This window comes from Microbacterium sp. NPDC056052 (genome assembly GCF_042266785.1).
In the GTDB taxonomy this organism is placed as follows: domain Bacteria; phylum Actinomycetota; class Actinomycetes; order Actinomycetales; family Microbacteriaceae; genus Microbacterium.
Map to the genome: position 1 here is coordinate 118,596 of NZ_JBHJWV010000008.1, position 23,014 is coordinate 141,609.

24 protein-coding genes and 1 tRNA gene are annotated in these 23,014 nt (G+C 71.1%); 13 read left to right on the forward strand and 12 right to left on the reverse strand.

Translation table 11 applies throughout. The features are described from left to right. Positions 1–5: 5 nt before the first annotated feature. Complete coding sequence (locus ACFC1J_RS15755) at positions 6–431, reverse strand: hypothetical protein (protein ID WP_375908065.1); 426 nt, start codon at positions 429–431, stop codon at positions 6–8. Between the two features lie 118 nt (positions 432–549). Beyond that, positions 550–1,371, reverse strand: a complete 822-nt coding sequence (locus tag ACFC1J_RS15760) for a class I SAM-dependent methyltransferase (RefSeq protein ID WP_375908068.1) — start codon at positions 1,369–1,371, stop codon at positions 550–552. Between the two features lie 58 nt (positions 1,372–1,429). Here ACFC1J_RS15760 and ACFC1J_RS15765 point away from each other — a divergent pair, with 58 nt between their 5' ends. Then, a complete protein-coding gene (locus ACFC1J_RS15765) occupies positions 1,430–1,933 on the forward strand; it encodes a GNAT family N-acetyltransferase (RefSeq protein WP_375908071.1) in 504 nt (167 codons plus the stop codon). Positions 1,934–1,944: 11 nt separating this feature from the next. On the opposite strand, the gene ACFC1J_RS15770 is transcribed toward ACFC1J_RS15765, so the two are convergent. Beyond that, positions 1,945–2,910 carry an intradiol ring-cleavage dioxygenase gene (locus tag ACFC1J_RS15770; protein ID WP_375908074.1) on the reverse strand — a complete coding sequence of 322 codons (966 nt, stop codon included), beginning with the start codon at positions 2,908–2,910 and terminating at the stop codon, positions 1,945–1,947. Between the two features lie 146 nt (positions 2,911–3,056). Here ACFC1J_RS15770 and ACFC1J_RS15775 point away from each other — a divergent pair, with 146 nt between their 5' ends. Beyond that, positions 3,057–3,800: a phosphoglyceromutase gene (locus ACFC1J_RS15775; protein WP_375908077.1), complete on the forward strand. Its 744-nt coding sequence runs from the start codon at positions 3,057–3,059 to the stop codon at positions 3,798–3,800. 161 nt (positions 3,801–3,961) lie between these two features. Here the strand turns inward: ACFC1J_RS15775 and phoU are convergent, their stop codons facing one another. Further along, positions 3,962–4,672: a phosphate signaling complex protein PhoU gene (gene phoU, locus ACFC1J_RS15780; RefSeq protein ID WP_292718393.1), complete on the reverse strand. Its 711-nt coding sequence runs from the start codon at positions 4,670–4,672 to the stop codon at positions 3,962–3,964. A gap of 229 nt (positions 4,673–4,901) precedes the next feature. Here phoU and ACFC1J_RS15785 point away from each other — a divergent pair, with 229 nt between their 5' ends. Beyond that, the gene (locus ACFC1J_RS15785; RefSeq protein WP_375908081.1) at positions 4,902–6,170 is read left to right on the forward strand and encodes a sensor histidine kinase; all 1,269 of its coding nucleotides are present in this window, start codon (positions 4,902–4,904) and stop codon (positions 6,168–6,170) included. After that, on the forward strand, positions 6,167–6,850 hold the full coding sequence (locus ACFC1J_RS15790; protein ID WP_375908084.1) for a response regulator: 684 nt from the start codon (positions 6,167–6,169) through the stop codon (positions 6,848–6,850). Before ACFC1J_RS15785 ends, ACFC1J_RS15790 begins: the two co-directional genes overlap by 4 nt. 89 nt (positions 6,851–6,939) lie before the next feature. Here ACFC1J_RS15790 and ACFC1J_RS15795 read toward each other — a convergent pair whose 3' ends face one another. Then, positions 6,940–7,485: a DNA modification methylase gene (locus ACFC1J_RS15795; protein ID WP_375908087.1), complete on the reverse strand. Its 546-nt coding sequence runs from the start codon at positions 7,483–7,485 to the stop codon at positions 6,940–6,942. Positions 7,486–7,653: 168 nt separating this feature from the next. Here ACFC1J_RS15795 and ACFC1J_RS15800 point away from each other — a divergent pair, with 168 nt between their 5' ends. Further along, positions 7,654–8,136 carry a CarD family transcriptional regulator gene (locus tag ACFC1J_RS15800; RefSeq protein ID WP_045273462.1) on the forward strand — a complete coding sequence of 161 codons (483 nt, stop codon included), beginning with the start codon at positions 7,654–7,656 and terminating at the stop codon, positions 8,134–8,136. A gap of 71 nt (positions 8,137–8,207) precedes the next feature. On the opposite strand, the gene ACFC1J_RS15805 is transcribed toward ACFC1J_RS15800, so the two are convergent. The 4 genes from ACFC1J_RS15805 to ACFC1J_RS15820 form a co-directional block, all read right to left on the reverse strand. Continuing rightward, positions 8,208–9,026, reverse strand: coding sequence for an ABC transporter permease (locus ACFC1J_RS15805; protein ID WP_375908090.1), 819 nt, complete (start codon positions 9,024–9,026; stop codon positions 8,208–8,210). Continuing rightward, on the reverse strand, positions 9,023–10,051 hold the full coding sequence (locus ACFC1J_RS15810) for an ABC transporter ATP-binding protein (RefSeq protein WP_375908093.1): 1,029 nt from the start codon (positions 10,049–10,051) through the stop codon (positions 9,023–9,025). The genes ACFC1J_RS15805 and ACFC1J_RS15810 overlap by 4 nt, the downstream gene beginning before the upstream one ends. A 94-nt stretch (positions 10,052–10,145) precedes the next feature. Beyond that, positions 10,146–11,039, reverse strand: a complete 894-nt coding sequence (locus ACFC1J_RS15815; protein WP_375908096.1) for a permease prefix domain 1-containing protein — start codon at positions 11,037–11,039, stop codon at positions 10,146–10,148. A 4-nt stretch (positions 11,040–11,043) separates the two neighbouring features. Next, on the reverse strand, positions 11,044–11,385 hold the full coding sequence (locus tag ACFC1J_RS15820; protein WP_375908099.1) for a PadR family transcriptional regulator: 342 nt from the start codon (positions 11,383–11,385) through the stop codon (positions 11,044–11,046). A 99-nt stretch (positions 11,386–11,484) separates the two neighbouring features. Between ACFC1J_RS15820 and ispD the strand changes: the two genes are divergently transcribed. From ispD to ACFC1J_RS15845, 5 genes are all read left to right on the forward strand, one after another. Then, complete coding sequence (gene ispD, locus ACFC1J_RS15825; protein WP_375908102.1) at positions 11,485–12,720, forward strand: 2-C-methyl-D-erythritol 4-phosphate cytidylyltransferase; 1,236 nt, start codon at positions 11,485–11,487, stop codon at positions 12,718–12,720. A 114-nt stretch (positions 12,721–12,834) separates the two neighbouring features. Continuing rightward, complete coding sequence (locus tag ACFC1J_RS15830; protein WP_375908105.1) at positions 12,835–13,812, forward strand: zinc-binding dehydrogenase; 978 nt, start codon at positions 12,835–12,837, stop codon at positions 13,810–13,812. A gap of 99 nt (positions 13,813–13,911) precedes the next feature. After that, complete coding sequence (cysS, locus tag ACFC1J_RS15835; protein ID WP_375908108.1) at positions 13,912–15,324, forward strand: cysteine--tRNA ligase; 1,413 nt, start codon at positions 13,912–13,914, stop codon at positions 15,322–15,324. Next, a complete protein-coding gene (gene rlmB, locus ACFC1J_RS15840; RefSeq protein WP_375908111.1) occupies positions 15,317–16,342 on the forward strand; it encodes a 23S rRNA (guanosine(2251)-2'-O)-methyltransferase RlmB in 1,026 nt (341 codons plus the stop codon). Before cysS ends, rlmB begins: the two co-directional genes overlap by 8 nt. A 181-nt stretch (positions 16,343–16,523) precedes the next feature. Beyond that, a complete protein-coding gene (locus ACFC1J_RS15845) occupies positions 16,524–17,165 on the forward strand; it encodes an NAD(P)-dependent oxidoreductase (RefSeq protein WP_375908114.1) in 642 nt (213 codons plus the stop codon). Between the two features lie 121 nt (positions 17,166–17,286). On the opposite strand, the gene ACFC1J_RS15850 is transcribed toward ACFC1J_RS15845, so the two are convergent. After that, positions 17,287–18,588: a DUF4032 domain-containing protein gene (locus tag ACFC1J_RS15850; RefSeq protein WP_375908117.1), complete on the reverse strand. Its 1,302-nt coding sequence runs from the start codon at positions 18,586–18,588 to the stop codon at positions 17,287–17,289. Between the two features lie 81 nt (positions 18,589–18,669). Beyond that, positions 18,670–19,773 (reverse strand): ABC transporter ATP-binding protein, encoded by a 1,104-nt coding sequence (locus tag ACFC1J_RS15855; RefSeq protein WP_375908120.1) that lies wholly within the window; start codon positions 19,771–19,773, stop codon positions 18,670–18,672. 284 nt (positions 19,774–20,057) lie between these two features. Here ACFC1J_RS15855 and ACFC1J_RS15860 point away from each other — a divergent pair, with 284 nt between their 5' ends. Continuing rightward, positions 20,058–21,026, forward strand: a complete 969-nt coding sequence (locus ACFC1J_RS15860) for a DsbA family protein (RefSeq protein ID WP_375908123.1) — start codon at positions 20,058–20,060, stop codon at positions 21,024–21,026. Between the two features lie 79 nt (positions 21,027–21,105). Further along, positions 21,106–21,181, forward strand: a tRNA-Thr gene (locus tag ACFC1J_RS15865). A gap of 8 nt (positions 21,182–21,189) precedes the next feature. Here the strand turns inward: ACFC1J_RS15865 and ACFC1J_RS15870 are convergent. Further along, a complete protein-coding gene (locus ACFC1J_RS15870; protein ID WP_375908126.1) occupies positions 21,190–21,825 on the reverse strand; it encodes an SOS response-associated peptidase family protein in 636 nt (211 codons plus the stop codon). 71 nt (positions 21,826–21,896) lie between these two features. Here ACFC1J_RS15870 and ACFC1J_RS15875 point away from each other — a divergent pair, with 71 nt between their 5' ends. Next, positions 21,897–22,886, forward strand: coding sequence for a DMT family transporter (locus tag ACFC1J_RS15875; protein WP_375908128.1), 990 nt, complete (start codon positions 21,897–21,899; stop codon positions 22,884–22,886). Positions 22,887–23,014: the final 128 nt, after the last annotated feature.

Consider the following 23,014-nt stretch of genomic DNA (forward strand, 5'->3'; position numbering starts at 1 on the left):
CGGCTCTATCGCTCGAGGATGAGGCGAGGACGCGGGCCTTCGATGCGCGCGATCGCGACCTTGACCTCGGTGAACTCGTGCTCGACGGAGGTGCGGAACTCGGCCTGGTTCTGCTCGACCCTGTCGATCCTCGCGCCGAGCTTCCGCTCGAGGGAGTCGATCCTCGTGCCGAGCTTCCGCTCGAGGGAGTCGATCCTCGTGCCGAGCTTCCGCTCGAGGGAGTCGATCTTCGTGTCGAGTCGCTGCTCGACCGTGTCGATCTTCGTGTCGAGTTTCGACTCGACCGAGCCGATCCCGGTGGCCAGTTTCTGCTCGACCGTGTCGATCCGGCGGATCACCCAGGCGAAGCCCGCGAACATCGCGAAGCCGAGTGTCAGCAGGCCGCCGAGGCCGCTGCCGATCACCGCGAGCGTGTCCGTGGACATGTACATGCCTCCATTCTGCGCGCCGTCCGTGATGAGGGCCAGCATAGATGGGCACTTGTACCCTCGGGGTGCGTCCCGCGAGATCCGTGCAGAAGTCGCTTCTTCGCTTCGCTGTGCGGACCGCTCAGGCCGGTGCGACCGCGCTCCAGGGCACCGTCAGCTCGCCGAGGCGCCAGCGGGCGCGCGTGCCGAGCACGGGGTGCCCGGCGTCGCGGAGGGCGGCGACCGCGGCGAGGAAGCGCTGGGTCGCCCCGAACGTGGACAGGGGAGCGGCGCGCTCCCACTCGCGGTCCAGGTCCTCGAGCAGGGTGTGGATCCGCTCGCCCGGCACGTTGTGATGGATGAGGGCCTTGGGCAGGCGCTCGGCGACGATCGACGGCCGTTCCAGGTCCGCGAGGCGGAGCGACAGTGTGAAGCGCTGCGCGACGCCGTCGGGATCCACATCGATGAAGCTCGCGATGCGGCCGATCTCGTCGCACGTGCCCTCCACGAGCAGCCCGCCCGGGGCGAGGCGCGACGCCATCCGCGCCCATGCGTCCGGCACGTCGCCCTCGTCATACTGCCGCAGCACGTTCATGGCGCGGATCACCGCAGGGCGCCGTCCATTCGGCAGCGGCACCTCGAAGCCGCCGCGCGCGAAGGACACCGGCAGGTCGGCGGCGAAGTGCCCCGCGCCGCCGCGGAGTTCGGCGAGCTGCGCGCGCGCCGTGGCGACCCGTTCGGGATCCAGTTCGAGCCCGAGCACCTCGGCGTCCGCGCGCACCCGGACGAGCCGCGTCGCGAGCTCGAACGCGGTCACCCCGCTCGCGCCGAATCCGAGGTCGATCACGAGCGGATCCGTCGCGCGGCGGAAGGCCGGTGACACGGCGATCCAGCGGTCGTTGCGCCGCAGCCGGTTGGTGCCGGTCGTGCCGCGAGTGGGCCGGCCGAGCGGAGAGGACGCCATGGATCCATCCTGCCCGGTCCGGAGTCCCGCACGGTCCGGTCGCCCTAGGCTTGTCTCCGTGCAGACGATCGAGGTCGGGATCCCCGGGACCGCGGACGCGGACGGGATCGTTCGCATCTACCTGACCGAGGTGGTCTCGCGGTACCACGGCAGGCCCGCCACGGACGGCGAACTCGACCTGGTCCTCGCGGACGAGCCGTACGACGACCTCCAGGGCGACACCGGGATCCTGCTCCTGACACGGGACGGCGGCGATGTGGTCGCCTCCGCCGGGGCGCGCTTCGTCGGCGACGATGCCGAGCTCACCAAGGTCTTCACGATGCCGGCGGCGCGGGGGCGGGGTGTTTCGCGCCGGCTGATCCTGGCGCTCGAGGAGGATGCTCGCGGGCGCGGCATACACGCGCTCCGGCTGAACACCCGCTCCGACCTCGTGGAGGCCTGCGCGATGTACGAGAGCCTCGGCTTCCGGTCGGTCGAGGCGTTCAATGCCGAGCCGTACGCCGATCGCTGGTACCGGAAGGACCTGGATCCCGCACCGCAGGGTACGCCGCCCCGGCCCTAGTCGCGCGCAGGTCAGCGCGGGCCGCCGCCCATCGATCCGCCGGTCGGGGCCGTCCGGGTGTCCACCCGCACGGTGAGCGTCGCCGTGTAGCCGCCTGCGGCGTCGCCGGTCATCGCGGCGATCTGCAGCGCCCCGCCGTCGTCGCCGAACACGTTGTCGGAGGAGAGCGAGGTCTGTGCGAGGTTCTGCGCGGAGCCGTCATAGCCCCCGGTCGCGTACACCGCCTCGCACGCCGACTGCGGCAGGGCGATCTGTGAGGTCGCGATCGCGTTCGCGGAGTCCGTGACGGCGGCGGCGTTCGGATAGACCTCGAAGTGGATGTGCGGCCACCGGCCCGAGTAGCAGCCGGGGAAGATGGAGGTGAACGACACCCGCCCATCCGCGTCGGCGACCTGCACCCCGCGCAGATAGGTCTCGTCCTCGATGCCGGACGAGTACATCGAGTATCCGCCGGCGGCGTTGCAGTGCCAGGCATAGACGGCAACGCCGGCGAACGGGGCATCTCCGTTCGCCATGTCGAGCACGTTCAGGGAGAACGTGAGCGGCACGCCCGGTGCCGTGGCGCCGCCGCCGATCGACGAGCGGATGTCCTGACGCACGATGCCCGAGTCGGCCAGCGCATCGGGGCCGTTCGAGCCGTCGCCGGGGTACGGACCCGCCGTCTCGTCGGGGATCTCCGCCGCAGGCACCGCTGTGGTCGCCGTCGACGTCGCGGAGGGGGCGGGCGTGCTCGTGACCGTGGGGCCCGCGGTCGACGCGGCGGTCGAAGCGGCGCTCGATGCGACAGGCGCGCAGGCCGCCAGCACCGCGCCGCCCGCGCCGAGCCCGACGAGGCTCAGCACCGTGCGGCGGGACATCAGGGTGCGGATGTCGAACGGCGCGCCCTGATCCACGACCTCCTCCTCCGGGCGGTCGAGCAGGCGGCCCTCGTATGCGGGGCCGTCGGGGGTGCGGGTCGGGTCGGGGAAGGTGCTCATGTCCGGATCCTTTCGTGGCTGACAGAAGGATCCTCTCGGGGCGACCGGATCCCGGCCTGTGCGCCTGCTATGCGTCGCATAAGCGATCTCCGTCATGCGAGGACCCCGGCTTCGGAGCGGCACGGCGCACGCCGTAGGCTGGGAGCATGACGCGCACCCTCATCCTGCTCCGTCATGGGCAGAGCGAATGGAACGAACTGAACCTGTTCACCGGCTGGGTGGATGTCCGCCTGACCGAGCAGGGCAAGAACGAGGCCCGCCGCGGCGGGGAGCTGCTGGCCGAGTCGGGAATACTGCCCGACGTGCTGCACACCTCCCTGCTCAGCCGCGCGATCCAGACCGCGAACATCGCGCTTGACGCCGCCGACCGGCTGTGGATCCCCGTGACCCGCTCGTGGCGGCTCAACGAGCGTCACTACGGCGCTCTGCAGGGCAAGGACAAGGCGCAGACGCTCGAGGAGTTCGGTCCCGAGCAGTTCCAGCTGTGGCGCCGCTCGTTCGATGTTCCGCCGCCCCCGCTCGACGACGCGAGCGAGTACAGCCAGGTGAACGACCCGCGCTACGCGGGCATCGACGGCGAGGTTCCGCGCACCGAGTCGCTCAAGCTCGTGATCGACCGGCTGCTGCCGTACTGGTCCTCGGCGATCGTGCCCGACCTCGAGGCCGGAAAGACCGTGCTCGTGACGGCGCACGGCAACTCGCTGCGCGGACTCGTGAAGCACCTCGACGGCATCAGCGACGAGGACATCGCCGAGCTGAACATCCCCACCGGCATCCCGCTGGTCTACGAGCTCGATGAGGACAACGTGCCCACGGGGCCCGGGCGCTACCTCGACCCGGAGGCCGCCGCCGCCGGCGCCGCCGCCGTGGCGAACCAGGGAAAGAAGTAGCCCCGCAGACGTCGATCCCGCCCCGACCGGTTCTCTGAGCCGGTCGGGGCGGGATCCGTCGTCTCGGGGCGCGTTCTCCCGGAGCTCGCGGCCGTGGCCCGCCCCGAAACGTGAAGATCCGCCCCGAACCGGACGGTGGGGCGGATCTTCGACGCGAGGGGTCAGGCGTGGCCGGATCCGGACTCCGCCTCGTGCTGCGCCTCGACGGCGAGGGCGATGTCCTCCTCGTCGATGGCCCAGTCGCCGGTGGCCAGGTAGACGACCTTCTTCGCGACGGCGACCGCGTGGTCGGCGAAACGCTCATGGTACCGGCTGGCCAGGGTGGCATCGACCGTCGCGCCCGCCTCGCCCTTCCAGTTGTCGCTGAGCACCTTCTCGAAGACGCTGGCGTGCAGCTCGTCCACGTCGTCGTCGGCGTTGCGGATGGTGTCCGCGAAGCGCAGGTCCTGAGTGCGGAGCAGCTCCGCGAGCGTGCGAGCGATCTCCACGTCCAGCTCGCCCATGCGGGTGAAGGTGCCCTTGAGGCCCTTCGGGATGGCGCGCTCGGGGAAGCGCAGCCGCGCGAGCTGGGCGATGTGCTCGGACATGTCGCCCATGCGCTCGAGCGATGCGCTCACGCGCAGCGCGGTGACGACGATGCGCAGGTCGCGGGCGACCGGCTGCTGACGGGCGAGGATCTCGATGGCCTGCTCGTCGAGCGCGACCGCGAGCTCGTCGATGCGGGCGTCGTCCGCGATGACCTCCTCGGCGAGGGCGACATCGCTGGTCGCGAACGAGCGGGTGGCCTTCTCGATCGACACGGCCACGAGGTCGGCGATCTCGACGAGCTGCGACTGCAGGTGCTCGAGGGACTGGTGGAAGACTTCGCGCATGGCTGCGCACCTTTCGTTCTGTGACCCGGGGCACCGGATGGTCTGAGTCGCACGGCGGCCCGCAGAGCGGGCACGGGACGGTGCCCGCCACGGGCCGTGACACGCACGTGGCGATTCTCTTCGGCGAAGGTTAACGATTGGTGCCGTCCTCGTGAACACTAGCGCGCCAGGGGGCGCGAGAGGCGCGAATCCGCCGATCCGGGGGGTGAACGACCTCTACGCTGGACCCATGGACAGCACTCTGCTCGCCCTCCTCGCCCTCGGGCTGGGAGTCGCGATCGGCGCAGGCATCGCCGCGATGATCGTGGCCGCGATGCGGGCGCGGACCGCCGCCGAGCAGCAGGCGTCCAGCGAGCTTCCGGACGGCCTCACCGACGTGCTGGCGGCCATGGACGACGCGGCCTGCGCGGTCGATCCCTCGGGTCTCGTCACCGCCGCGAGCGCGGCGGCCACGCGCTTCGGGATCGGGGTCGGCGCCACGCTGGAGAACCCGGAGCTGCGCCAGCTCGTGCGTTCGGTGCGCGAGGGCGGATCGCAGACCAGCACGCTGCGCCTGACGCGCGGCGGCCGCAACCTGGATCCGCGTCTGGTCGCAGCACGGGCGAGCCGGATCGGACCCCGGTTGACCCTGCTCATCATCCGCGACGTCACGGAGCAGGAGCGCCTCGAGCAGATGCGCACCGACTTCGTCGCCAACACGAGCCACGAGCTGAAGACCCCGGTCGGAGCGGTGAGCCTGCTGGCCGAGGCGATCGAGTCGGCCGCGGAGGATCCCGCCCAGGTGCGCGCGTTCGCCACCAGGATCCAGGCGGAGGCGGGACGACTCGGGCAGCTCACCGGGCGCATCATGAGCCTCTCCCGTCTGCAGTCCTCCGACGGGCTCGGAGCGTTCGGCCCGGTCGCGATCGACGAGGTCATCGCCACGAGCGTCGAGGGGCACGCGGTGCAGGCCGCTTCCGCCGGCGTCGAGCTCACCCGGGGCGGCGACCGCGGCGCGTGGGTGCAGGGCGACGCGCAGATCCTCATCGAGGCGGTCGGCAACCTCATCGCCAACGCGATCGTCTACTCGCCGCGCGGATCGCGCGTGGGGGTCGGCGTGCGGGTCGACGACGGCGTGGTCGAGATCTCGGTCTCGGACCAGGGGATCGGGATCGACGAGGCCGACCGCGACCGCATCTTCGAGCGCTTCTACCGAGCCGACGAAGCCCGCTCGCGACGCACCGGAGGCACCGGTCTCGGGCTGTCGATCGTGAAGCACGCCACGCAGCGCCACGGCGGCGAGGTGCGGCTGTGGTCGCGCCCGGGCCGCGGATCCACCTTCACCATGCGCCTGCCGCAGATCGCGGCGCCCGATGTCGAGGACGATGGGGGCAAGCGCAAGAAGCCCGCCAAGGACAAGAGCAAGAAGAAGCGCGAGGCGCGCAAAGCCGCGCGCCTCGCCGCGTCGCCCGCCACGACCACGGACCCGATCCGCACCGATACCGGAGAACTCGTATGACCCGCATCCTCCTCGTCGAAGACGAACCCGATCTCGCCGACCCGCTCGCGTACCTGCTGCGCCGCGAGGGCTACGAGGTCGAGATCGCCGAGGACGGTCCCACCGCTCTCGCCCTGTTCCGCGAGAGCGGGGCCGACATCGTCCTGCTCGACCTGATGCTGCCGGGGATGCCGGGCACCGAGGTGTGCCGACAGATCCGCACCGGCTCGGCCGTGCCGATCATCATGCTCACCGCCAAGGACTCCGAGGTGGACATCGTCGTGGGTCTCGAGCTCGGCGCCGACGACTACATCACCAAGCCCTACTCGTCGCGCGAGCTGCTCGCCCGCATGCGCGCCGTGCTGCGACGGGTCGTGCAGGCCGAGGAGGACGTCGACGAGCGGATCCTCGAGGGCGGTCGCGTCTCGGTCGACCTCGACCGGCACACCGTCGCGGTCGACGGCGAGGTGATCAACATGCCCCTCAAGGAGTTCGAGCTGCTCGAGGTGCTCATGCGCAACTCCGGCCGGGTGCTCACCCGCGGCCAGCTGATCGACCGGGTCTGGGGGAGCGACTACTTCGGCGACACCAAGACGCTCGACGTGCACATCAAGCGGATCCGCTCGCGCATCGAGCAGAACCCGTCCGAGCCGGTGATGCTCGTCACCGTGCGCGGACTCGGCTACCGCTTCGAGGGCTGAGTCCGCCGTTCGCGGGACGCCCCCGCCGCACACGCGAGAGCCCCCGGATCCTCACGGATCCCGGGGGCTCTCTGCGGAGAACGAAGGGCTCAGCCGACCGGGGTCTCGCTGGGCGTCGGGGTCACCTCGACGGCGGGCGCGACCGGCTTCGTGGTCGGGCTGGGCTGCGGGGTCGGGACCAGCTTCGAGTAGTACGGCAGGGTGCCGTCGAGCACGGGGATCGAGTACTTGATGCCCTCGGCGTCGCCGGACTGGAAGTAGACCTCGATGGTCTCCCCGGCCTTGGTGTCGAGGCTCTCGAAGGTCATCGGCTCCGCGTCGTCGCCGCCGAGGCTGACCGACTTCTGGCCCGCGATGCGCACGCTCTGGCTCGGGCCGTCCCCGACCGAGATGTGGATCGTCTGAGCGTCGGAGGTGGTGTTGACCAGACCCGCGACGAGGTTGCCGAGCGTGCCGGCCTCGTCCACGACGACGAAGGCGTTGCGGACCTCGATCGGGCCGCTCTTCGGCACGTTCGCGCCGTCGGAGGCCGAATAGTCGATGGTGGTCGCCTGCGGAGTGATCCCGGCGCATCCGGTGGCGCCGACGATGACGAGGGCGCTGAGGGCGATGGACGCAGCAAGGCGCGATTTCACGGGTCCTCCAGAAAATTCACGTGATGATCCAGCACCATTCTAGGGGCACGCGCCCGCGCCGCACGGCTCGCCCCGCCTGCGCGCGGGGCGGTCGGCCGGTGCAGGGGGCGCGAACCTTAGCGCATTCCCGCTGTGGTATCCTGGAGGTTGCCGAAAGGACACGACTTTATGCTTTTTGAGGTTGGTGAGACCGTGGTCTATCCGCACCACGGCGCCGCGACGATCATCGAGGTCAAGGACCGTGTGATCAAGGGGGAGACCAAGAAGTACCTGAAGCTGAACGTCACGCAGGGAGACCTCATCATCGAGGTGCCTGCGGAGAACGTCGACCTGGTCGGCGTTCGCGACGTGATCGGACAAGAGGGGCTGGATCGGGTGTTCGAGGTGCTGCGCGCCCCGTTCACCGAGGAGCCGACCAACTGGTCGCGCCGTTACAAGGCGAACCTCGAGAAACTCGCCTCCGGCGATGTGATCAAGGTCAGCGAGGTCGTCCGCGACCTGTGGCGCCGCGATCAGGACCGCGGGCTGTCCGCGGGGGAGAAGCGCATGCTGGCCAAGGCCCGTCAGATCCTCACCTCCGAGCTCGCGCTCGCGGAGAAGACCGACGAGGAGAAGGCCGGGGCGCTGCTCGACGAGGTCCTCGCCTCCTGAGTTCTGCGTGAGAAGGGGTGGATGCGATGGCATCCACCCCTTCTTCGCGCCCGCGGCAGGACCGACGGGCGTCAGATCGAACGCTGGTAGCTGCGGATCGCGCCGAGCGCCCAGGCGAACGCGAGCACGGCCAGTGCGGAGAGGCCCCCGGCCTGCCACCAGCCCTCGGCCGGGTAGGAGCCGGTGAGGCCGCCGCGACCGAGCTCGACCGCCCAGGTCATCGGATTCCACCGGGAGACGGTCTGCACCCAGTCCGGCATGGCCGTCGCGGGCATCATCGTCGTCGACAGGAACGTCGCGGGCAGCACGATCAGCTGGGACAGGCTGATGAGCGCGATCTGACTGCGCGAGGTGAGTGCGACCGCCGTGGAGGCGCAGCAGAAGATCGTCGCGAGCAGCGTCGCAACACCCAGGGCGACGAGCACGCCGCCGATGCCACCGGGATAGCGGGCTTCGCCGAGCCAGCCGATGCCGAGGACCACGAGGGACTGCAGGACGTTGATCACGAGCTGCTGCAGGAGCTGGCCCGCGATGATCGACGAGCGCCGCAGCGGCGAGGTCAGGTACTGGTCCATGACTCCGGAGTCGATGTCGTCGATGTAGCCGGTGCCCGCCCATGCGCCGGAGTACAGCACCGTCATCATCAGGATTCCGGGGACCAGATAGTCGACGTAGCCGTGTCCGCCGAACTGCGGGAGGGCGCCGAGCGTGCGGAACACCTGCCCGAACAGCAGGATCCAGATGACCGGCTGGATGAGACTCATGACGGGGCCCCAGGCCTGGCGGATCGACACGATCGACCAGCGGCGCAGCACCTGCCCGGTCTGGGTGAACCAGCCGGGGCGCGCGGGGGTGCCGGCGAAGGAGGGGGAGAGGGCGATCGCGCTCATGCGGCGACTTCTTCCGTGAGGGCGGCCGCAGGAGCGTCGCCGAAGGTGTGACCGACGAAGTGCAGGTACACGTCGTCGAGAGTGGGGTGGGACGCCGAGACCTGGCCGTAGCGGATCCCGGCGCCGTCGAGCGCGGCGATGACCGCACCGACCGCAGTGGCGGCGTCGTCCGTGCGGGCGACGAGCAGGCCGTCCACGCCGGCCGCTTCGACGAGCACGTCGCGGAGCCCTGGGACGGGGGAGACCGCGGCGCGGACGGCGAGCTGATCCGGCTCGATGAGCGTCACGCGGACCGCATCGCCGTGCAGGGCGGCCTTGAGCGCATCGGGCGTGCCCTGGGCGACGGCGCGCCCGCGGTTCACCAGCAGCAGCTCGTCGGCCAGCCGGTCGGCCTCCTCCATGTAGTGCGTGGTGAGCACCACGGTGAGGGACTCCTCGCCGGACAGGCGCCGGATCTCGGCCCACATCGCCGCACGGGCCTCGGGGTCGAGGCCCGTGGTGGGCTCGTCGAGGAACAGCACCTGTGGGCGGTGCACGAGGGCCGCGGCCACGTCGAGGCGCCGGCGCATTCCGCCGGAGAACGTGCGCACCGGCCGGCGGGTCGCGTCGTCGAGCCCGAACTCGGCCAGCAGCCGTGCGGCGCGCGCCCTGGCGTCGGGGCCGCCGAGGCCCCGCATGCGTCCGGCGATCTCCAGGTTCTCCGTCGCGGTGAGGTTGGGGTCCGTTCCGGTGCCCTGCGAGACGTAGCCGATCGCGGCGCGCACGTCGCCGGGGGCGTCGGTCACGTCGTGTCCGGCGACGCTGGCGCGGCCGGCGGTCGCCCGGGACAGGGTGGTGAGGATCTTGGTGGTGGTGGACTTGCCGGCGCCGTTCGGGCCGAGCAGCCCGAAGACGCGTCCGGCCGGGACGGCGAAGCTCAGGCCATCCAGGGCGCGGACGGCGGGGCGACGACCGCGGCCGCGGTACTCCTTGACGAGGTCTTCGGCGACGATGGCGTCGCCGTTGATGCGCTGGTGTGCGGGCATGACGAACATCCCTTCTGTTCTGAGGGTTTCTCTGCGTTGTGAGGGAGGGGGATCCGGTCTCATCCCGGTGACGGGACCGGATCCGCCGGACCGGTCAGCGGCGGTCGCCGGTGCGCGGTGCGAAGAGCATGCGTGCCAGGAGCAGCATCATGGCGGCGAGGCCTCCGATGAAGGCGACGGGCGCCCACCACCAGCCCGCGGTGAAGACGAGCACGACGATCACAGCGAGGGTGAGGAACCAGATCACCGCCGTGTAGATCCCGAAGCGGGCGGCGGACTCCGGGTCCGTCTCGAAGCGGTTCGGCGGCATCTGCCTCATGGCGCCGCGGGTCCAGGCCTTGTGCCGGTTGGTCTGCGTCGCCCCGAGATACGAGAACAGGGCGATGGATCCGACCAGGAGCACGGCCGCGAGGATCACGAGCCAGAGCTGGTCGAGGGCCAGGGCGAAGCCGCCGCCGAGGCCGAGCGCGAGCAGGGTGCCGCCGGTGGCCAGGCCGAAGCCGATCGCACGGGAAGCCGGCAGCGGGTGGTTCGTCGTGGTCTCCTGCCGCAGTGCGTCCGCGGTGACGATGCCGAGCGCGACCGCGACGACGGCGCCGAGTCCGGCGACGGCGAGCGGTGCGGCAGGCTGCACGAGCAGCACCACGAGGAGGATTCCGACGAGGGCGCCTGCCGCGATGAGGCTCAGCAGCACGGTGCGCACCACGAACCCTGGCTTCGGCCGCACCCTGTTGCGGGCGGTGAGCGCCTCCCAGCCCGGCGCATCGGATGCCCCGGCGGAAGGCTCGTCCTCGAGCAGCGCGCGCACGTCGCCGAGCTCGGTGATCGCGCTCTGCGCGGCTTCGGCGGGGGAGGAGCCTGCGGCGACCAGTTCGTCGACCTGTGCGGCGAGGTTCGCGCGGATCTCCTCCTTCAGGTCCTGTGCGGCCGGAGTCATCTCGATCCCGGCGAAGGCCTCGTCCAGGAGGCGGTGGATGTCGGTGTTCATGTGCTCAGTCCTTCGCGTCCAGAAGCGTGTCGATCACGCGGCGGGTGGCGACCCAGGCCGCGACGTTGCGCCGGTACACCGCGCGGCCCGCGTCGGTGATCCGGTAGTACTTGCGACGGCCGCCCTGCGTCTCGTCGCCCCAGTAGGACTCGACCAGCCCGTCCTTCTCCAGCCGGCGGTAGGTCGCGTAGAGGGTGGCCTCTTTGATCTCGTGGTGCCCTCCGGTCGCGTCCCGGATGGTCTTGTAGATCTCGAAGCCGTAGCGGTCGCCGCCGCGGAGCATGCCGAGCACGATCGTGTCGGTGTGCCCGCGCAGGAGGTCCGCGGAGAAGGCGTCATCGTTCATGTCAAGTACTGTATCAGGTCAAGTACTCATTCACGCAAGGCTTTGTTGCGAAAGGATCCGGACACGGGGGAGCGGAGGATCCGGCGCTAACGTGAGAGCGTGAACGACCTCCCTTCGCCGCTCGCGCGCACCGCCGTGATCATCGTGGCCGCCGGTTCCGGCACCCGGCTCGCGGCAGGCGCGCCCAAGGCGTTCGTGCCGCTCGGCGTCCGGACGATCCTGGAGCACGCGCTCGACGGCGTCTTCGCCGCGGCGCCGTCCCAGGTCATCCTCGTCGTGCCCGCAGGGCGCGAGGCCGACGTCTCGGCGATGACGGGCGACCGGCCCGTGCGGGTCGTCCCCGGAGGCGACACCCGGCAGCGCTCGGTGGCGGCGGGGCTCGCGGTGCTCGCCGACGGCGTCGACGTCGTGCTCGTGCACGACGCCGCCCGCGCGCTCACCCCGCCCGCGCAGTTCGGCGCTGTGGCTTCGGCCGTCCGCCCCGGCGTCGGCGTGATCCCCGCGCTGCCCGTCGTCGACACGCTCAAGCGCGTGCACGGCGACGAGGTCGTCGCGCCGGTGGACCGCGCAGAGCTCGCCGCCGCGCAGACGCCGCAGGGCTTCCCCCGGGCGGAGCTCGTGGCCGCGTATGCGCGGGCCGCGGACGAGGGCGTCGAGTACACCGACGACGCGGCGCTCTTCGCGGTCGCCGGGGGAGCGGTGCGTCATGTCCTCGGATCCGAGGAGGCCTTCAAGATCACCACCCCGCACGACCTGGAGCGCGCCCGCATGATCCTCTCGGCCTCGGCCTCGGCCTCGGCCTCGGCCTCGGCCTCCGCGCCTCGGCAGGCGCGGCACTCGGTCGCGGGGCCCGCGATCCCGCGCATCGGCATCGGCACCGATGTGCACGCCTTCGCCTCGGCCGGCATGCTGCGCCTCGCCGGCCTGGACTGGCCGGGCGAGCCCGCGCTCGAAGGCCACTCGGACGGCGACGCGGTCGCGCACGCGATCGTCGACGCGCTGCTGGGTGCGGCGGGGCTCGGCGACATCGGACAGCACTTCGGCACCGCGCACCCCGAATATGCGGGCGCGCACGGCGACGTGTTCCTCGCGCGCACCGCCGAGATCCTCGCCGAGGCCGGGTTCGCGATCGGCAACGTCTCCGTGCAGTTCCAGGGCAATCGGCCACGGTTCAGCGCGCGTCGCGCCGAGGCGGAGCGGGCTCTGTCGGCAGCGCTCGGCGGGGCGCCGGTCGCGGTCTCCGCCACGACGACGGACGGGCTCGGCTTCCCGGGGCGCGGCGAGGGCATCGCGGTCACGGCTGTGGCTCTCGTGCATCCGATCGCCCAGAGCTGAATCCTTAACCGTAGGGATCCTCCGGATTCGGATCCGTTCCCGCGCGCACGTGCCTACGCTGGATGCCGCGGCCACCCGCCGCACTCAACAGACGTCGCAGAGAGGGTCATCGTCATGCGCGCACTCGTCCACTCCTCCTTCGGGGATCCCGCCGAAGTCCTGTCCGTGCAGGACGTGCCGTCGCCCGAGCCCGGGCCGGGGCAGGTGCGACTGCGGGTGCTGCTGGCCACCGTGCACAACCACGACCTGCTGACCGTACGCGGCCTCTACGGCTACAAGCCCGAGCTGCCCGCCCGCTCCGGCACCGAGGCCGTCGGGGTCGTCGATGCGATCGGCGAGGGCGTCGACGCCGCGCTCCTCGGCCGCAGGGTCACCGTCGCGGGCGCCTTCGGAGCCTGGGCGGAGTTCGTGCTGGCCCCCGCCGTCGGGCTCATCCCGGTGCCCGACGACATCCCGGACGAGCAGGCCGCGCAGCTCGGATCCATGCCGTTCAGTGCGATCAGCGTGCTGGACTCGCTGGGCCTCGCGGCGGGCGACTGGATGATCCAGAACGCGGCCAACGGCGCCGTCGGGCGCATGGTCGCCCAGCTCGGCGCCGCCCGTGGCGTGCACGTGGTCAGCCTGGTCCGCCGTGCGGAGGGGATCGCAGAGCTCGAGGCGCAGGGCGTGCGGAACGTCGTCGCGACGGACGCGGAGGACTGGCAGGACCAGGTGCGCGCACTCACCGCCGGCGCGGCGATCCGCGCCGGCATCGACTCCGTCGGCGGCGACGCGAGCGGCCAGGTCGCCGCGATGCTCGGCGAGAGCGGTCTGCTCGTCGTCTTCGGCGCGATGGCGTCGCCGACCATGCGGATCTCCTCGGGCGACGTGATCTTCAAGCAGCTGACCGTGCGCGGCTTCTGGGGCTCCAAGGTCGCCGCGGCGATGCCCGCGGACCAGCGCGGTGCGCTCTTCGGAGAGCTGCTCCAGCGCATCCGCGAGGGCGTGCTCACCCTTCCGGTCTCCGCGGTGCTGCCTTTCGAGCGGATCTCGGAGGCGTCGGAGGACAACCTCCGCGCCGGGCGCGAGGGCAAGATCCTGCTCCGTCCCTGATCGCAGGCGGATCCCGGGGCGTGAACGCGCGAGCGGCACGCGAGACCGCCCCGGGAAACCCGCCGCGGTCTCGCAGGGGCGCCCCGGTAGGCTTGAGCGGTGACGATCCGCCTCCATGACACGCGCGCGCAGGAACTGCGCGACTTCGTTCCGCTCGATCCCTCGAACGTGACGATGTACGTGTGCGGACCCACGGTGCAGTCCGGCCCGCACATCGGGCACGTGCGCGCGGCGCTGAGCTTCGACCTGCTGCGGCGCTGGCTGCAGTTGCGCTACGGACGCGTCACGTTCGTCCGCAACGTCACCGACATCGACGACAAGGTGCTCGCGAACGCGACCGACGCCGAGCCGTGGTGGGGGCTGGCCTACCGGATGGAGCAGGAGTTCTCGGCGGCATACGCCGCCGTCGGGATCCAGCCGCCCACGTACGAGCCGCGGGCGACGGCATCGATCCCGCAGATGCAGGAGCTCATCGAGCGCCTCATCGAGCGCGGTCACGCCTACCCGGCCGCCGATGGATCGGGCGACGTCTACTTCGACGTGCGCAGCTGGGCCGCGTACGGCGAGCTCACCCATCAGTCCGTCGACGCGATGGAGGCCGCGGAGGACGCGGATCCTCGCGGCAAGCGCAACCCGCAGGACTTCGCCCTCTGGAAGGGCGCGAAGCCCGGCGAGCCGGCCGACGCGACCTGGGCGTCCCCCTGGGGCGCCGGGCGTCCCGGCTGGCACATCGAGTGCTCCGCCATGGCGCGGCGCTACCTCGGCGCCGAGTTCGACATCCACGGCGGCGGTCTCGACCTCCGCTTCCCGCACCATGAGAACGAACTGGCGCAGTCGACCGCGGCCGGCGACGCGTTCGCCCGGTACTGGGTGCACAACGGCCTCGTGACCGTCGACGGGCAGAAGATGTCGAAGTCGCTCGGCAACTTCACTCTCGCCGCCGACGTGCTCGGCCAGCACGATCCGCTCGTCGTTCGCTACGCGCTGGCCGCGGCGCACTACCGCTCGAGCCTCGACCTCTCGGACTCGTCGTGGAGCGAGGCCGAGGCGGCGCTGGGCCGGATCCGCACGTTCCTGGAGCGGGCGCAGCGTACGGCCGGCGGGCACGGCTGGATGGCGACGGGATCCCTTCCCTCCGCGTTCGCGTCCGCCATGGACGACGACCTCGGCGTGCCGCAGGCGCTGGCCGTGCTGCACGAGACCGTGCGGGCGGGCAACGCCGCGCTGGACCGCGGCGACGCCGACGAGGTGCGCGCATCGCTGAGCGCCGTGCGGGCGATGACCCGCGCGCTCGGCATCGATCCGTTCTCGCCCGAGTGGCGCGCGTCCGGATCCGACACGAAGACCACCACCGCGCTGGACGCGCTCGTGCAGGCGATGATCGCCCAGCGCGCGCAGGCCCGCGCGGACAAGGACTGGCCCGCCGCCGACCGCATCCGCGATGCGATCGGTGCGGCGGGCATCACCCTGGAGGACACTCCAGACGGAACTCATTGGAGTATCGATGGCTAAGCCGAGCAGGCCCGGAGCGGGCAACAGCAAGAAGAAGGGCGCCACCAAGGGCAGCGGCGGCAACGGCCGCAAGGCGCTCGAGGGCCGCGGCAACACGCCGAAGGCCGAGGACCGCGCCTGGCACGTCGCCGGCAAGCGCAAGGCGGCGCAGGAGCGCTACGCCGCCGCCGGCGGCAAGGGCCGTCCCGGGGCGCGATCGGGCGCGGGCCAGAAGCCGCAGGGCGGATCCAACCCGAACCGTCGTGTGTCCTCGTCCTCGGCCTCGAACGACACCGAGACCGTCACCGGGCGCAACTCGGTGCTCGAGGCCCTGCGCACCAAGATCCCCGCCACGACGATGTACATCGCCCAGCGCGTGGAGATGGACGACCGCGTGAAGGAGATGCTCGCGATCGCCCGGCACCGCGAGATCCCCGTGCTCGAGGTCACCCGTCAGGAACTGGACCGCATGGCCGGCTTCGACGGCGTGCACCAGGGCGTCGCGCTCAAGGTGCCGCCGTACGAGTACGCGCACCCGCAGGATCTGCTCGAGGAGATCATCGACCGCGGCCAGACCCCGCTGTTCGTGGCGCTGGACGGGATCACCGACCCTCGCAACCTCGGGGCGATCATCCGCTCGACGGCCGCGTTCGGCGGGCACGGCGTGATCCTGCCGCAGCGCCGCTCGGCGAGCGTGAACTCCGCCGCGTGGAAGACCAGTGCCGGAGCCGCCGCCCGGATCCCGGTCGCGCTCGCCGCGAACCTCACGTCCATGCTCAAGGAGTTCAAGAAGCAGGGCGTGTTCGTGCTGGGTCTCGACGGCGGCGGCGACGTCTCGCTGCCGGTGATCGAGCTCGCGGACCGACCGGTCGTCATCGTGGTCGGATCCGAGGGCAAGGGCCTCTCGCGTCTCGTCACGGAGACCTGCGATCAGATCGTCTCGATCCCGATCTCGGCCGCCACCGAGTCGCTCAACGCCGGCATCGCCGCCTCGGTCGCGCTGTACCAGGTCTCGACCGTCCGCGCCGCGAAGGGCTGACCTCCGCGGAGCCGCACGGCGCCTGATGCGTCGTGCGGCGCATGACCCACAGCGCATCGTGTTGACCGGACGTGCACATCCGTGCAGGATCCGGCGAGCGCGGAATAGTGCGCGGCCGCGGATCCTTGCACCTCCCGTGCCCGGTGCAGAAACCATCGGGACGGGAACGGAAGGAACGCGCATGGCTCGCATCGTCGTCATCGGAGGGACCGGCTACGCCGGTCGTCACATCGTCCAGGAAGCCGCGTCGCGCGGGCACGAGGTCGTCTCGATCTCGCGTTCCGAGCCGTCCGCTCCCGTGGACGGCGTCACGAACGTCCAGGGCTCGGTGACTGACCTCGACACCCTCGGCGACGTGTTCGAGAACGCCGATGCCGTGGTGTCCGCCCTGTCCCCGCGCGGCGACATGGAGAACGCGGTGATCCCCGCCCTGACCGCGCTGGTCGACAAGCTCCGCGGCACCGGAACGCGCGTGAGCGTCGTCGGCGGCGCCGGCGGCAGCCTTTCGGCGCCCGGCGGCCCGCGCCTGATCGACCTCGACTTCCCGGAGGAGTACAAGCACGAGGCGCAGGTCGGCATCGACTCCCTCGCCCTGCTGCAGAACGCCGACCCGTCGCTGGACTGGTTCTTCGTGCACCCGGCCGAGGTCTTCGGCCCGTGGGCCGAGGGCGAGCGCACCGGCTCCTACCGCGACGGCGGCGACGTGGTCGTGCGCGACGCCGACGGCCACTCGACCATCTCCGGCGCCGACTTCGCGATCGCCGTCGTCGACGAGATCGAGAACGGCAAGCACCGCCGCGAGCGCTTCACCGTCGGCTACTGACCCCGCCGCCCCCTCTCTGACCGCGAGACTCCATCTCCGCGACGAGAATGCACTCCAGCAGTGCAGTCTCGTCGCCCAGATGGAGTCTCGCGGTCGATAGGGGGCGGGGAGGGGCGGGGCGTCAGACGAGGTCGCGCCAGTCGATGTCGGGATCCTCGTCGACGGGGACGGATCCGGTGATCACCGGCAGCGACATGGTCTCGGTGGGCGGGCCCATGATCGTGGCCTCGTCGCGGCGGTGCCGCAGCACGTCGTTGATGTACGAGGTCAGCACCTCGGCCAGAGGCACCGACCGTCCCCGCGCCTGAGACATGTACCAGCGATGCTCGAGCACCTGGTGGAACACCTCGGCCGGCTCGAGCTTGGCGCGCAGGTCGTAGGGGATCGCGCGGACCACCGGTTCGAACACGCGCGTGAGCCACTCGTGCGCGTACATCTCCTCGTCCGCCCACTGCTTGGTGGAGCGGGCGCGGAACTCGTCCAGATCGTTCAGCAGTCGCCGGGCCTGGTTCTCCTCGACGTCGAGGCCGGTGAGGCGGATGAGGCGGCGCTGATGGTGACCGGCGTCCACGACCTTCGGCTCGATCTCCACCCTGGTGCCGTCGGCGGTGGTCTGGATCGACATCTCACCGATGTCGAAGCCGAGCGCGTTCAGCCGTTCCACGCGCTCCGTGATCCGCCAGGCCTCGCCCGCGGCGAACGACTCGTGCGCGGTGAGGGCGGCCCACAGCGACCGGTACGACGACACGATGCCGTCCGCGATCGCGACCGCGTCCACGCCCCGCTCGAGCCGTCCGCCGGCGGCGAGATCCAGGATCTCGCCGGCGATGTTGGTGCGGGCCAGATCCAGGTCGTAGGCGCGTTGGCCGTCGGTCAGCCCCTCCTCGTGCAGCTCGCCGGTCTCGGCGTCGACGAGGTAGGCGGCGAACGCCCCGGCGTCGCGGCGGAACAGCGCGTTCGACAGCGACACGTCGCCCCAGTAGAAGCCGACGTTGTGCAGGCGCACGAGCAGCAGCGCGAGCGCGTCGACCAGGCGCGTGGCGGTGTCCGGCCGCAGCACGCGCGTGAACAGCGCACGGTAGGGCATCGAGAAGCGCAGGTGCGAGGTCACCAGTGCCGCGGGCAGATGCTCGCCCTTGCTGTCGGTGCGGCCGGCGATCACCGCGACCCGGGACACGCAGGGCACATCGAGACGGGCGAGATTGCCCAGCATCTCGTACTCGCGGCGCGCCATCTCCTCCGTGGTCTCCTTCACGGCGACGACGGATCCGGACAGATCCGCGAAACGCACCAGATGGCGGGAAAGGCCTTTCGGCAGCGACACGATCACCTCGGACGGCCACTTCGACAGCGGCTGCGACCAGGGCAGCGACAGCAGGCCGGGATCCACGGCGCTCGCGGTGATGCTCAGCGCGTCCTTCAACGGTGCTCCTCGGGGGATCGGCGGGGGAGACGACGACGCGGCGCGGGGGAGAACCCCCGCGCCGCGTCGATCAGACGGTGATCAGGAAGCGGCGATCGGCTTCTTGTTCAGGCGCTCGCCCGACTCGAGGTCGAAGGCGTGCGCGTGGCCCGGGTTCGCCGCGAGCGTGACGGTCTCGCCCGCGTTCGGGTGGCTGCGGCCGTCGACGCGCGCGACCAGGTCGGTGCGCTTGCCGTTGATCTCGGTGTGGCCGTAGAGGTAGCCGTCCGCGCCGAGCTCCTCGACGAGGTCGACGACGACCGAGAGGCCCTTGCCGTCGGCCGGGCCGACGGTGATGTCCTCGGGGCGCACGCCGATCGTGACCTGCGAGCCGGTGGCGCCGCTGACCGTCTCGCGGTCGAGCGGGACGACCTCGGATCCGAACTGCACGCCGCCGTCGGCGAGGTCGGAGGTGAAGAGGTTCATCGCGGGCGAGCCGATGAAGCCGGCGACGAAGACGTTGCTCGGGTTCTCGTACAGGTCGCGCGGCGAGCCGACCTGCTGCAGCAGGCCGTCCTTGAGCACGGCGATCCGGTCGCCCATGGTGAGCGCCTCGGTCTGGTCGTGCGTGACGTAGACCGTGGTGACGCCGAGGCGGCGCTGCAGCGAGGCGATCTGCGTACGGGTCTGCACGCGCAGCTTGGCGTCGAGGTTCGACAGCGGCTCGTCCATGAGGAACACCTGGGGCTGGCGCACGATCGCGCGGCCCATGGCGACGCGCTGACGCTGACCACCGGAGAGGGCCTTCGGCTTGCGGGTCAGGTAGGGCTCGAGGTCGAGCAGCTTGGCGGCCTCGAGGACGCGGGCGGCGCGCTCCTCCTTGCCGACGCCGGCGATCTTGAGCGCGAAGCCCATGTTCTCGGCGACGGTCATGTGCGGGTACAGCGCGTAGTTCTGGAACACCATCGCGATGTCGCGGTCCTTCGGCGGGACGTCGGTCACGTCGCGGTCGCCGATGAGGATGCGGCCCGCGTTGACCTCTTCGAGGCCGGCGAGCATGCGCAGGGAGGTGGACTTTCCGCAGCCCGAGGGGCCGACCAGAACCAGGAACTCGCCGTCGGCGATCTCGATGTTCAGCTTGTCGACCGCGGGGCGGGTGCCGCCGGGGTAGAGCCGGGTGGCCTCGTCGAAGGTCACAGTTGCCATTGTCTTCTCCTTCACCGGCAGGTACGTGCCGGACGATCCGTAGTGAAAAAGCGACGAGGGTGAACCCGCCGTGGCCCGCCATCGGACCGGGATCAGTATGACATGGGAGCTCCCGGTGGGTCCAGCATCGCAGGTGAAGCGCTTTCCAAATCCGATCTCGCAGGGTCCGGCCAGGGGCCGTCTGGTCATTTCTCAGCCTCCCTGGCTAGCATCGAACCCGTGCCGTGCCGCTCCCGTCGGCAGCAGGCGACTGGGATGCCCATCCCGAGGAATCAAGAGGAACGATGTCGAGCGACGAAACGCCGAACGTCCCCACGCCCTCGCACTCTCGTGCGGCCGTGCGGGAGAAGGCCCAGCAGGTGAACGCCAAGCAGTCCCGCGCCCGAATCATGCGACGAGTGATCATCGCCGCGGTCGCGGTCGTCGTGGTCGGCGCCGCCGGAGGCGCCGTGGCCTGGGCCGTGGGCTCCGCTGTGTCGAAGCCGTCGCTCACTCCGTCGAACCTCCAGGATGACGGCGTCGTGGTGACCAAGGAGGATCTCGCCTCCGCGCGCGCCGGATCCGCGAGCACGCCCACTCCCTCTCCGACCACCGCCGGCACGCCTGCGGCGACCGAGACCGCTTCGCCAACGCCCGATCCGACGGCCACCGCTGGCACGGTCGACATCCACGTCTACGTCGATTACCTCTCGCCCGGTGCCAGCGACTTCGAGCGCGCGAACGCGAAGCAGCTCGCCACCTGGGTCGATCAGGACGCGGCCACCGTGACGTACCACCCCGTCGCGCTGCTGACGGCGAACTCCAACGGCACCAAGTACTCGCTGCGCGCCGCGTCCGCCGCCGCCTGTGTCGCCTCGATGCAGCCCGACGTCTTCTACGCGTTCAACCACGCGCTCCTCACCGACCAGCCGAAGCAGGACACCGACGGAAAGAGCGACAAGGAGCTCGTCGACCTCGCCGTCTCGAGCGGCGTCAAGGACGCGAAGGGCCTGCAGAGCTGCGTCGACGAGAGCACGTACGACTCCTGGGTGAAGGACGTCACGCAGCGCGCCGTGGACGGCCCGCTGCCCGGATCCAAGAAGGGCGCCCTGAGCGGCGCTCCGACGATCGTGGTGAACGGCCAGGTCTACGCGGGGTCCCTCACGGACGCCGCCGAGTTCAGCCAGTTCGTGCTGTCCGTCGCAAGCGACTCGTACTACGGTACGAGCGCACCGACGGTCTCGCCCACGCCGTCGCCCTCGACCGCGAAGTAACACGTGCGGATCCGCCCCCGTGCGTGCGTGCCGGGGCGTCGCGCGTTGCTACGCTGGGAGCGGCTCTCGGGCCACTCTCGCCTCCTTAGCTCATCTGGTAGAGCAGCGGCCTTGTAAACCGCAGGTGGCCGGTTCGAGTCCGGCAGGAGGCTCCAGATCCCGCTCAGGGCGCCGCGGTCATGGATGCGCTCTGCACCCACCGTGTCACGTCCGCCGAGGCCAGAAGCGCCTCGTCCATGAGCTCGCGCGTCGCCGCGCCGTCCAGCCAGTCCTGCGCGAACGCCGCCGGCAGCAGCACGGGCATGCGGTTATGGATCCCGGCCAGACGCGGGGGCGCGGGCTGCATCACGATCGAGTAGCACGTGAACCAGGATCCGTCCTCTGCGCGCCCGCGCTGCGTCACCGCCGCCATGCCGAACAGCGCGCCGTCCAGGCCGAATTCGTGCCAGGCCTTGGACGGCTTCTGCATCTCGAACCAGCGCGTGGCGGGCACGATCGCCCGGCCGCGCAGGCTTCCCGGACGCTCCTGCAGGCGCTCGGACCGGGTGTTGATCGACGGGAAGCGCGAGGGCCTGCCGTCGACGAGGAAGCCCCACCACGCCTCCTCGAGCTGCGGCGTCCGCGACTCCGAGGGCACGAGGATCGGATTGAGGTTGCGCAGCAGGCGTCCGGTGGGCCGCACGGTCTCATCCGCGTTACGCCGCGCCCAGGCGCGGATGCCCTCCATGAGTTCGTCGTCGGCCTCTTCGACCAGCTCCTGATCGCTGAACCGGGGATCCAGGCCGTAGTTCGCGCACATGGAGGGAGCGTACCTCCGCGCTCGGACATCGGCGAGACGGAGCGCAGACGGTCGGCGCTAGGCTCGGGACAGTGACAGTGCACCCTCCGACGCCGCGGCGCGGTCGCACCGCGCTGGCGCTCGGCGGAGCGGTCGCGATCGGTGCGATGACGGCGATCCAGGCGCGCGTGAACGGCCAGCTCGGGGTGCACCTCGACAACGGCATCCTCGCCGGCTGGGTGTCCTTCGCCGTGGGGCTGGTGCTGCTGAGCTTCCCCGTGCTGCTCACGCGCTCCGGACGCGCGGCGCTCGGGCGCCTCTGGCGGGGGATCCGCACCGGAGGCGTGCCGTGGTGGATGCTGCTGGGCGGGGCCTGCGGCGCGCTGACCGTGTCGACGCAGGGGCTCGTCGCGGGCGTCCTCGGGGTCGCGCTGTTCAGCGTCGGCGTCGTGGCAGGTCAGACGCTGCACGGCCTGCTGCTGGACCGGTTCGGCTTCGGCCCCGCCGGCGTGGTGGCGATCACCCCCGGCCGGCTCATCGGCGGCGCGTGCGCCCTCGTCGCGGTCGGTGTCTCCCTGGGCGGGGACGTGCTCGGGCGGGCGCCGTCGTGGATGCTGGTGCTGCCGTTCCTCACCGGGGCGGGCATCGCGTTCCAGTCCGCCGTGAACGGCAGGCTCGGACAGCGCATCGCGTCGCCCCTCGGCGCGACGTACATGAGCTTCCTCGGGGGAGTGCTGGTGCTGTCCGTGTCGGCGGGCGCGAGCCTGCTCGTCACGGGGGCGCCAGAGCCGTTCCCGACGGCGTTCCCCGGCGACCTGTGGCTGTACCTGGGCGGGCTGCTCGGCGCGTCCTACATCCTGCTGGGCGTCGTCATCGTGGCCCGTACCGGAGTGCTGCTGATGGGCCTCGGCGCCGTGCTCGGCCAGCTCGCGGTATCGGTGCTGATCGATCTCATCTGGCCGCCCGCCGCCGGACCCGCCGCGTGGCAGGTGGTCGTCATGGTGCTCGCCGCGGTGCTCTCGGTGCTGGCCGCGCTGCCGTGGCGCCGCCGCCGGCTCAGCGCCGCTTCTCAGCCTTCCTGAGCCGCCGCTCCGCCTTCTCGGCCTTCTTCCGCTTCTCGGCGCGTCTCTTCGCCTTCTTGGCGGCCTTCTTCGCCTTCTTCTTCGCCTTCTTCCCGCAGACGTCGGGCTGGCCGGGATCCTGCGCCGGT

Coding starts and splice junctions, on each gene's coding strand:
- ACFC1J_RS15755 (WP_375908065.1), bottom strand. CDS start 431: ATGTACATGTCCACGGACACGCTCGCGGTGATCGGCAGCGGCCTCGGC.
- ACFC1J_RS15760 (WP_375908068.1), bottom strand. CDS start 1,371: ATGGCGTCCTCTCCGCTCGGCCGGCCCACTCGCGGCACGACCGGCACC.
- ACFC1J_RS15770 (WP_375908074.1), bottom strand. CDS start 2,910: ATGAGCACCTTCCCCGACCCGACCCGCACCCCCGACGGCCCCGCATAC.
- ACFC1J_RS15775 (WP_375908077.1), top strand. CDS start 3,057: ATGACGCGCACCCTCATCCTGCTCCGTCATGGGCAGAGCGAATGGAAC.
- phoU (WP_292718393.1), bottom strand. CDS start 4,672: ATGCGCGAAGTCTTCCACCAGTCCCTCGAGCACCTGCAGTCGCAGCTC.
- ACFC1J_RS15785 (WP_375908081.1), top strand. CDS start 4,902: ATGGACAGCACTCTGCTCGCCCTCCTCGCCCTCGGGCTGGGAGTCGCG.
- ACFC1J_RS15790 (WP_375908084.1), top strand. CDS start 6,167: ATGACCCGCATCCTCCTCGTCGAAGACGAACCCGATCTCGCCGACCCG.
- ACFC1J_RS15800 (WP_045273462.1), top strand. CDS start 7,654: ATGCTTTTTGAGGTTGGTGAGACCGTGGTCTATCCGCACCACGGCGCC.
- ACFC1J_RS15805 (WP_375908090.1), bottom strand. CDS start 9,026: ATGAGCGCGATCGCCCTCTCCCCCTCCTTCGCCGGCACCCCCGCGCGC.
- ACFC1J_RS15810 (WP_375908093.1), bottom strand. CDS start 10,051: ATGCCCGCACACCAGCGCATCAACGGCGACGCCATCGTCGCCGAAGAC.
- ACFC1J_RS15815 (WP_375908096.1), bottom strand. CDS start 11,039: ATGAACACCGACATCCACCGCCTCCTGGACGAGGCCTTCGCCGGGATC.
- ACFC1J_RS15820 (WP_375908099.1), bottom strand. CDS start 11,385: ATGAACGATGACGCCTTCTCCGCGGACCTCCTGCGCGGGCACACCGAC.
- ACFC1J_RS15830 (WP_375908105.1), top strand. CDS start 12,835: ATGCGCGCACTCGTCCACTCCTCCTTCGGGGATCCCGCCGAAGTCCTG.
- rlmB (WP_375908111.1), top strand. CDS start 15,317: ATGGCTAAGCCGAGCAGGCCCGGAGCGGGCAACAGCAAGAAGAAGGGC.
- ACFC1J_RS15845 (WP_375908114.1), top strand. CDS start 16,524: ATGGCTCGCATCGTCGTCATCGGAGGGACCGGCTACGCCGGTCGTCAC.
- ACFC1J_RS15855 (WP_375908120.1), bottom strand. CDS start 19,773: ATGGCAACTGTGACCTTCGACGAGGCCACCCGGCTCTACCCCGGCGGC.
- ACFC1J_RS15860 (WP_375908123.1), top strand. CDS start 20,058: ATGTCGAGCGACGAAACGCCGAACGTCCCCACGCCCTCGCACTCTCGT.
- ACFC1J_RS15870 (WP_375908126.1), bottom strand. CDS start 21,825: ATGTGCGCGAACTACGGCCTGGATCCCCGGTTCAGCGATCAGGAGCTG.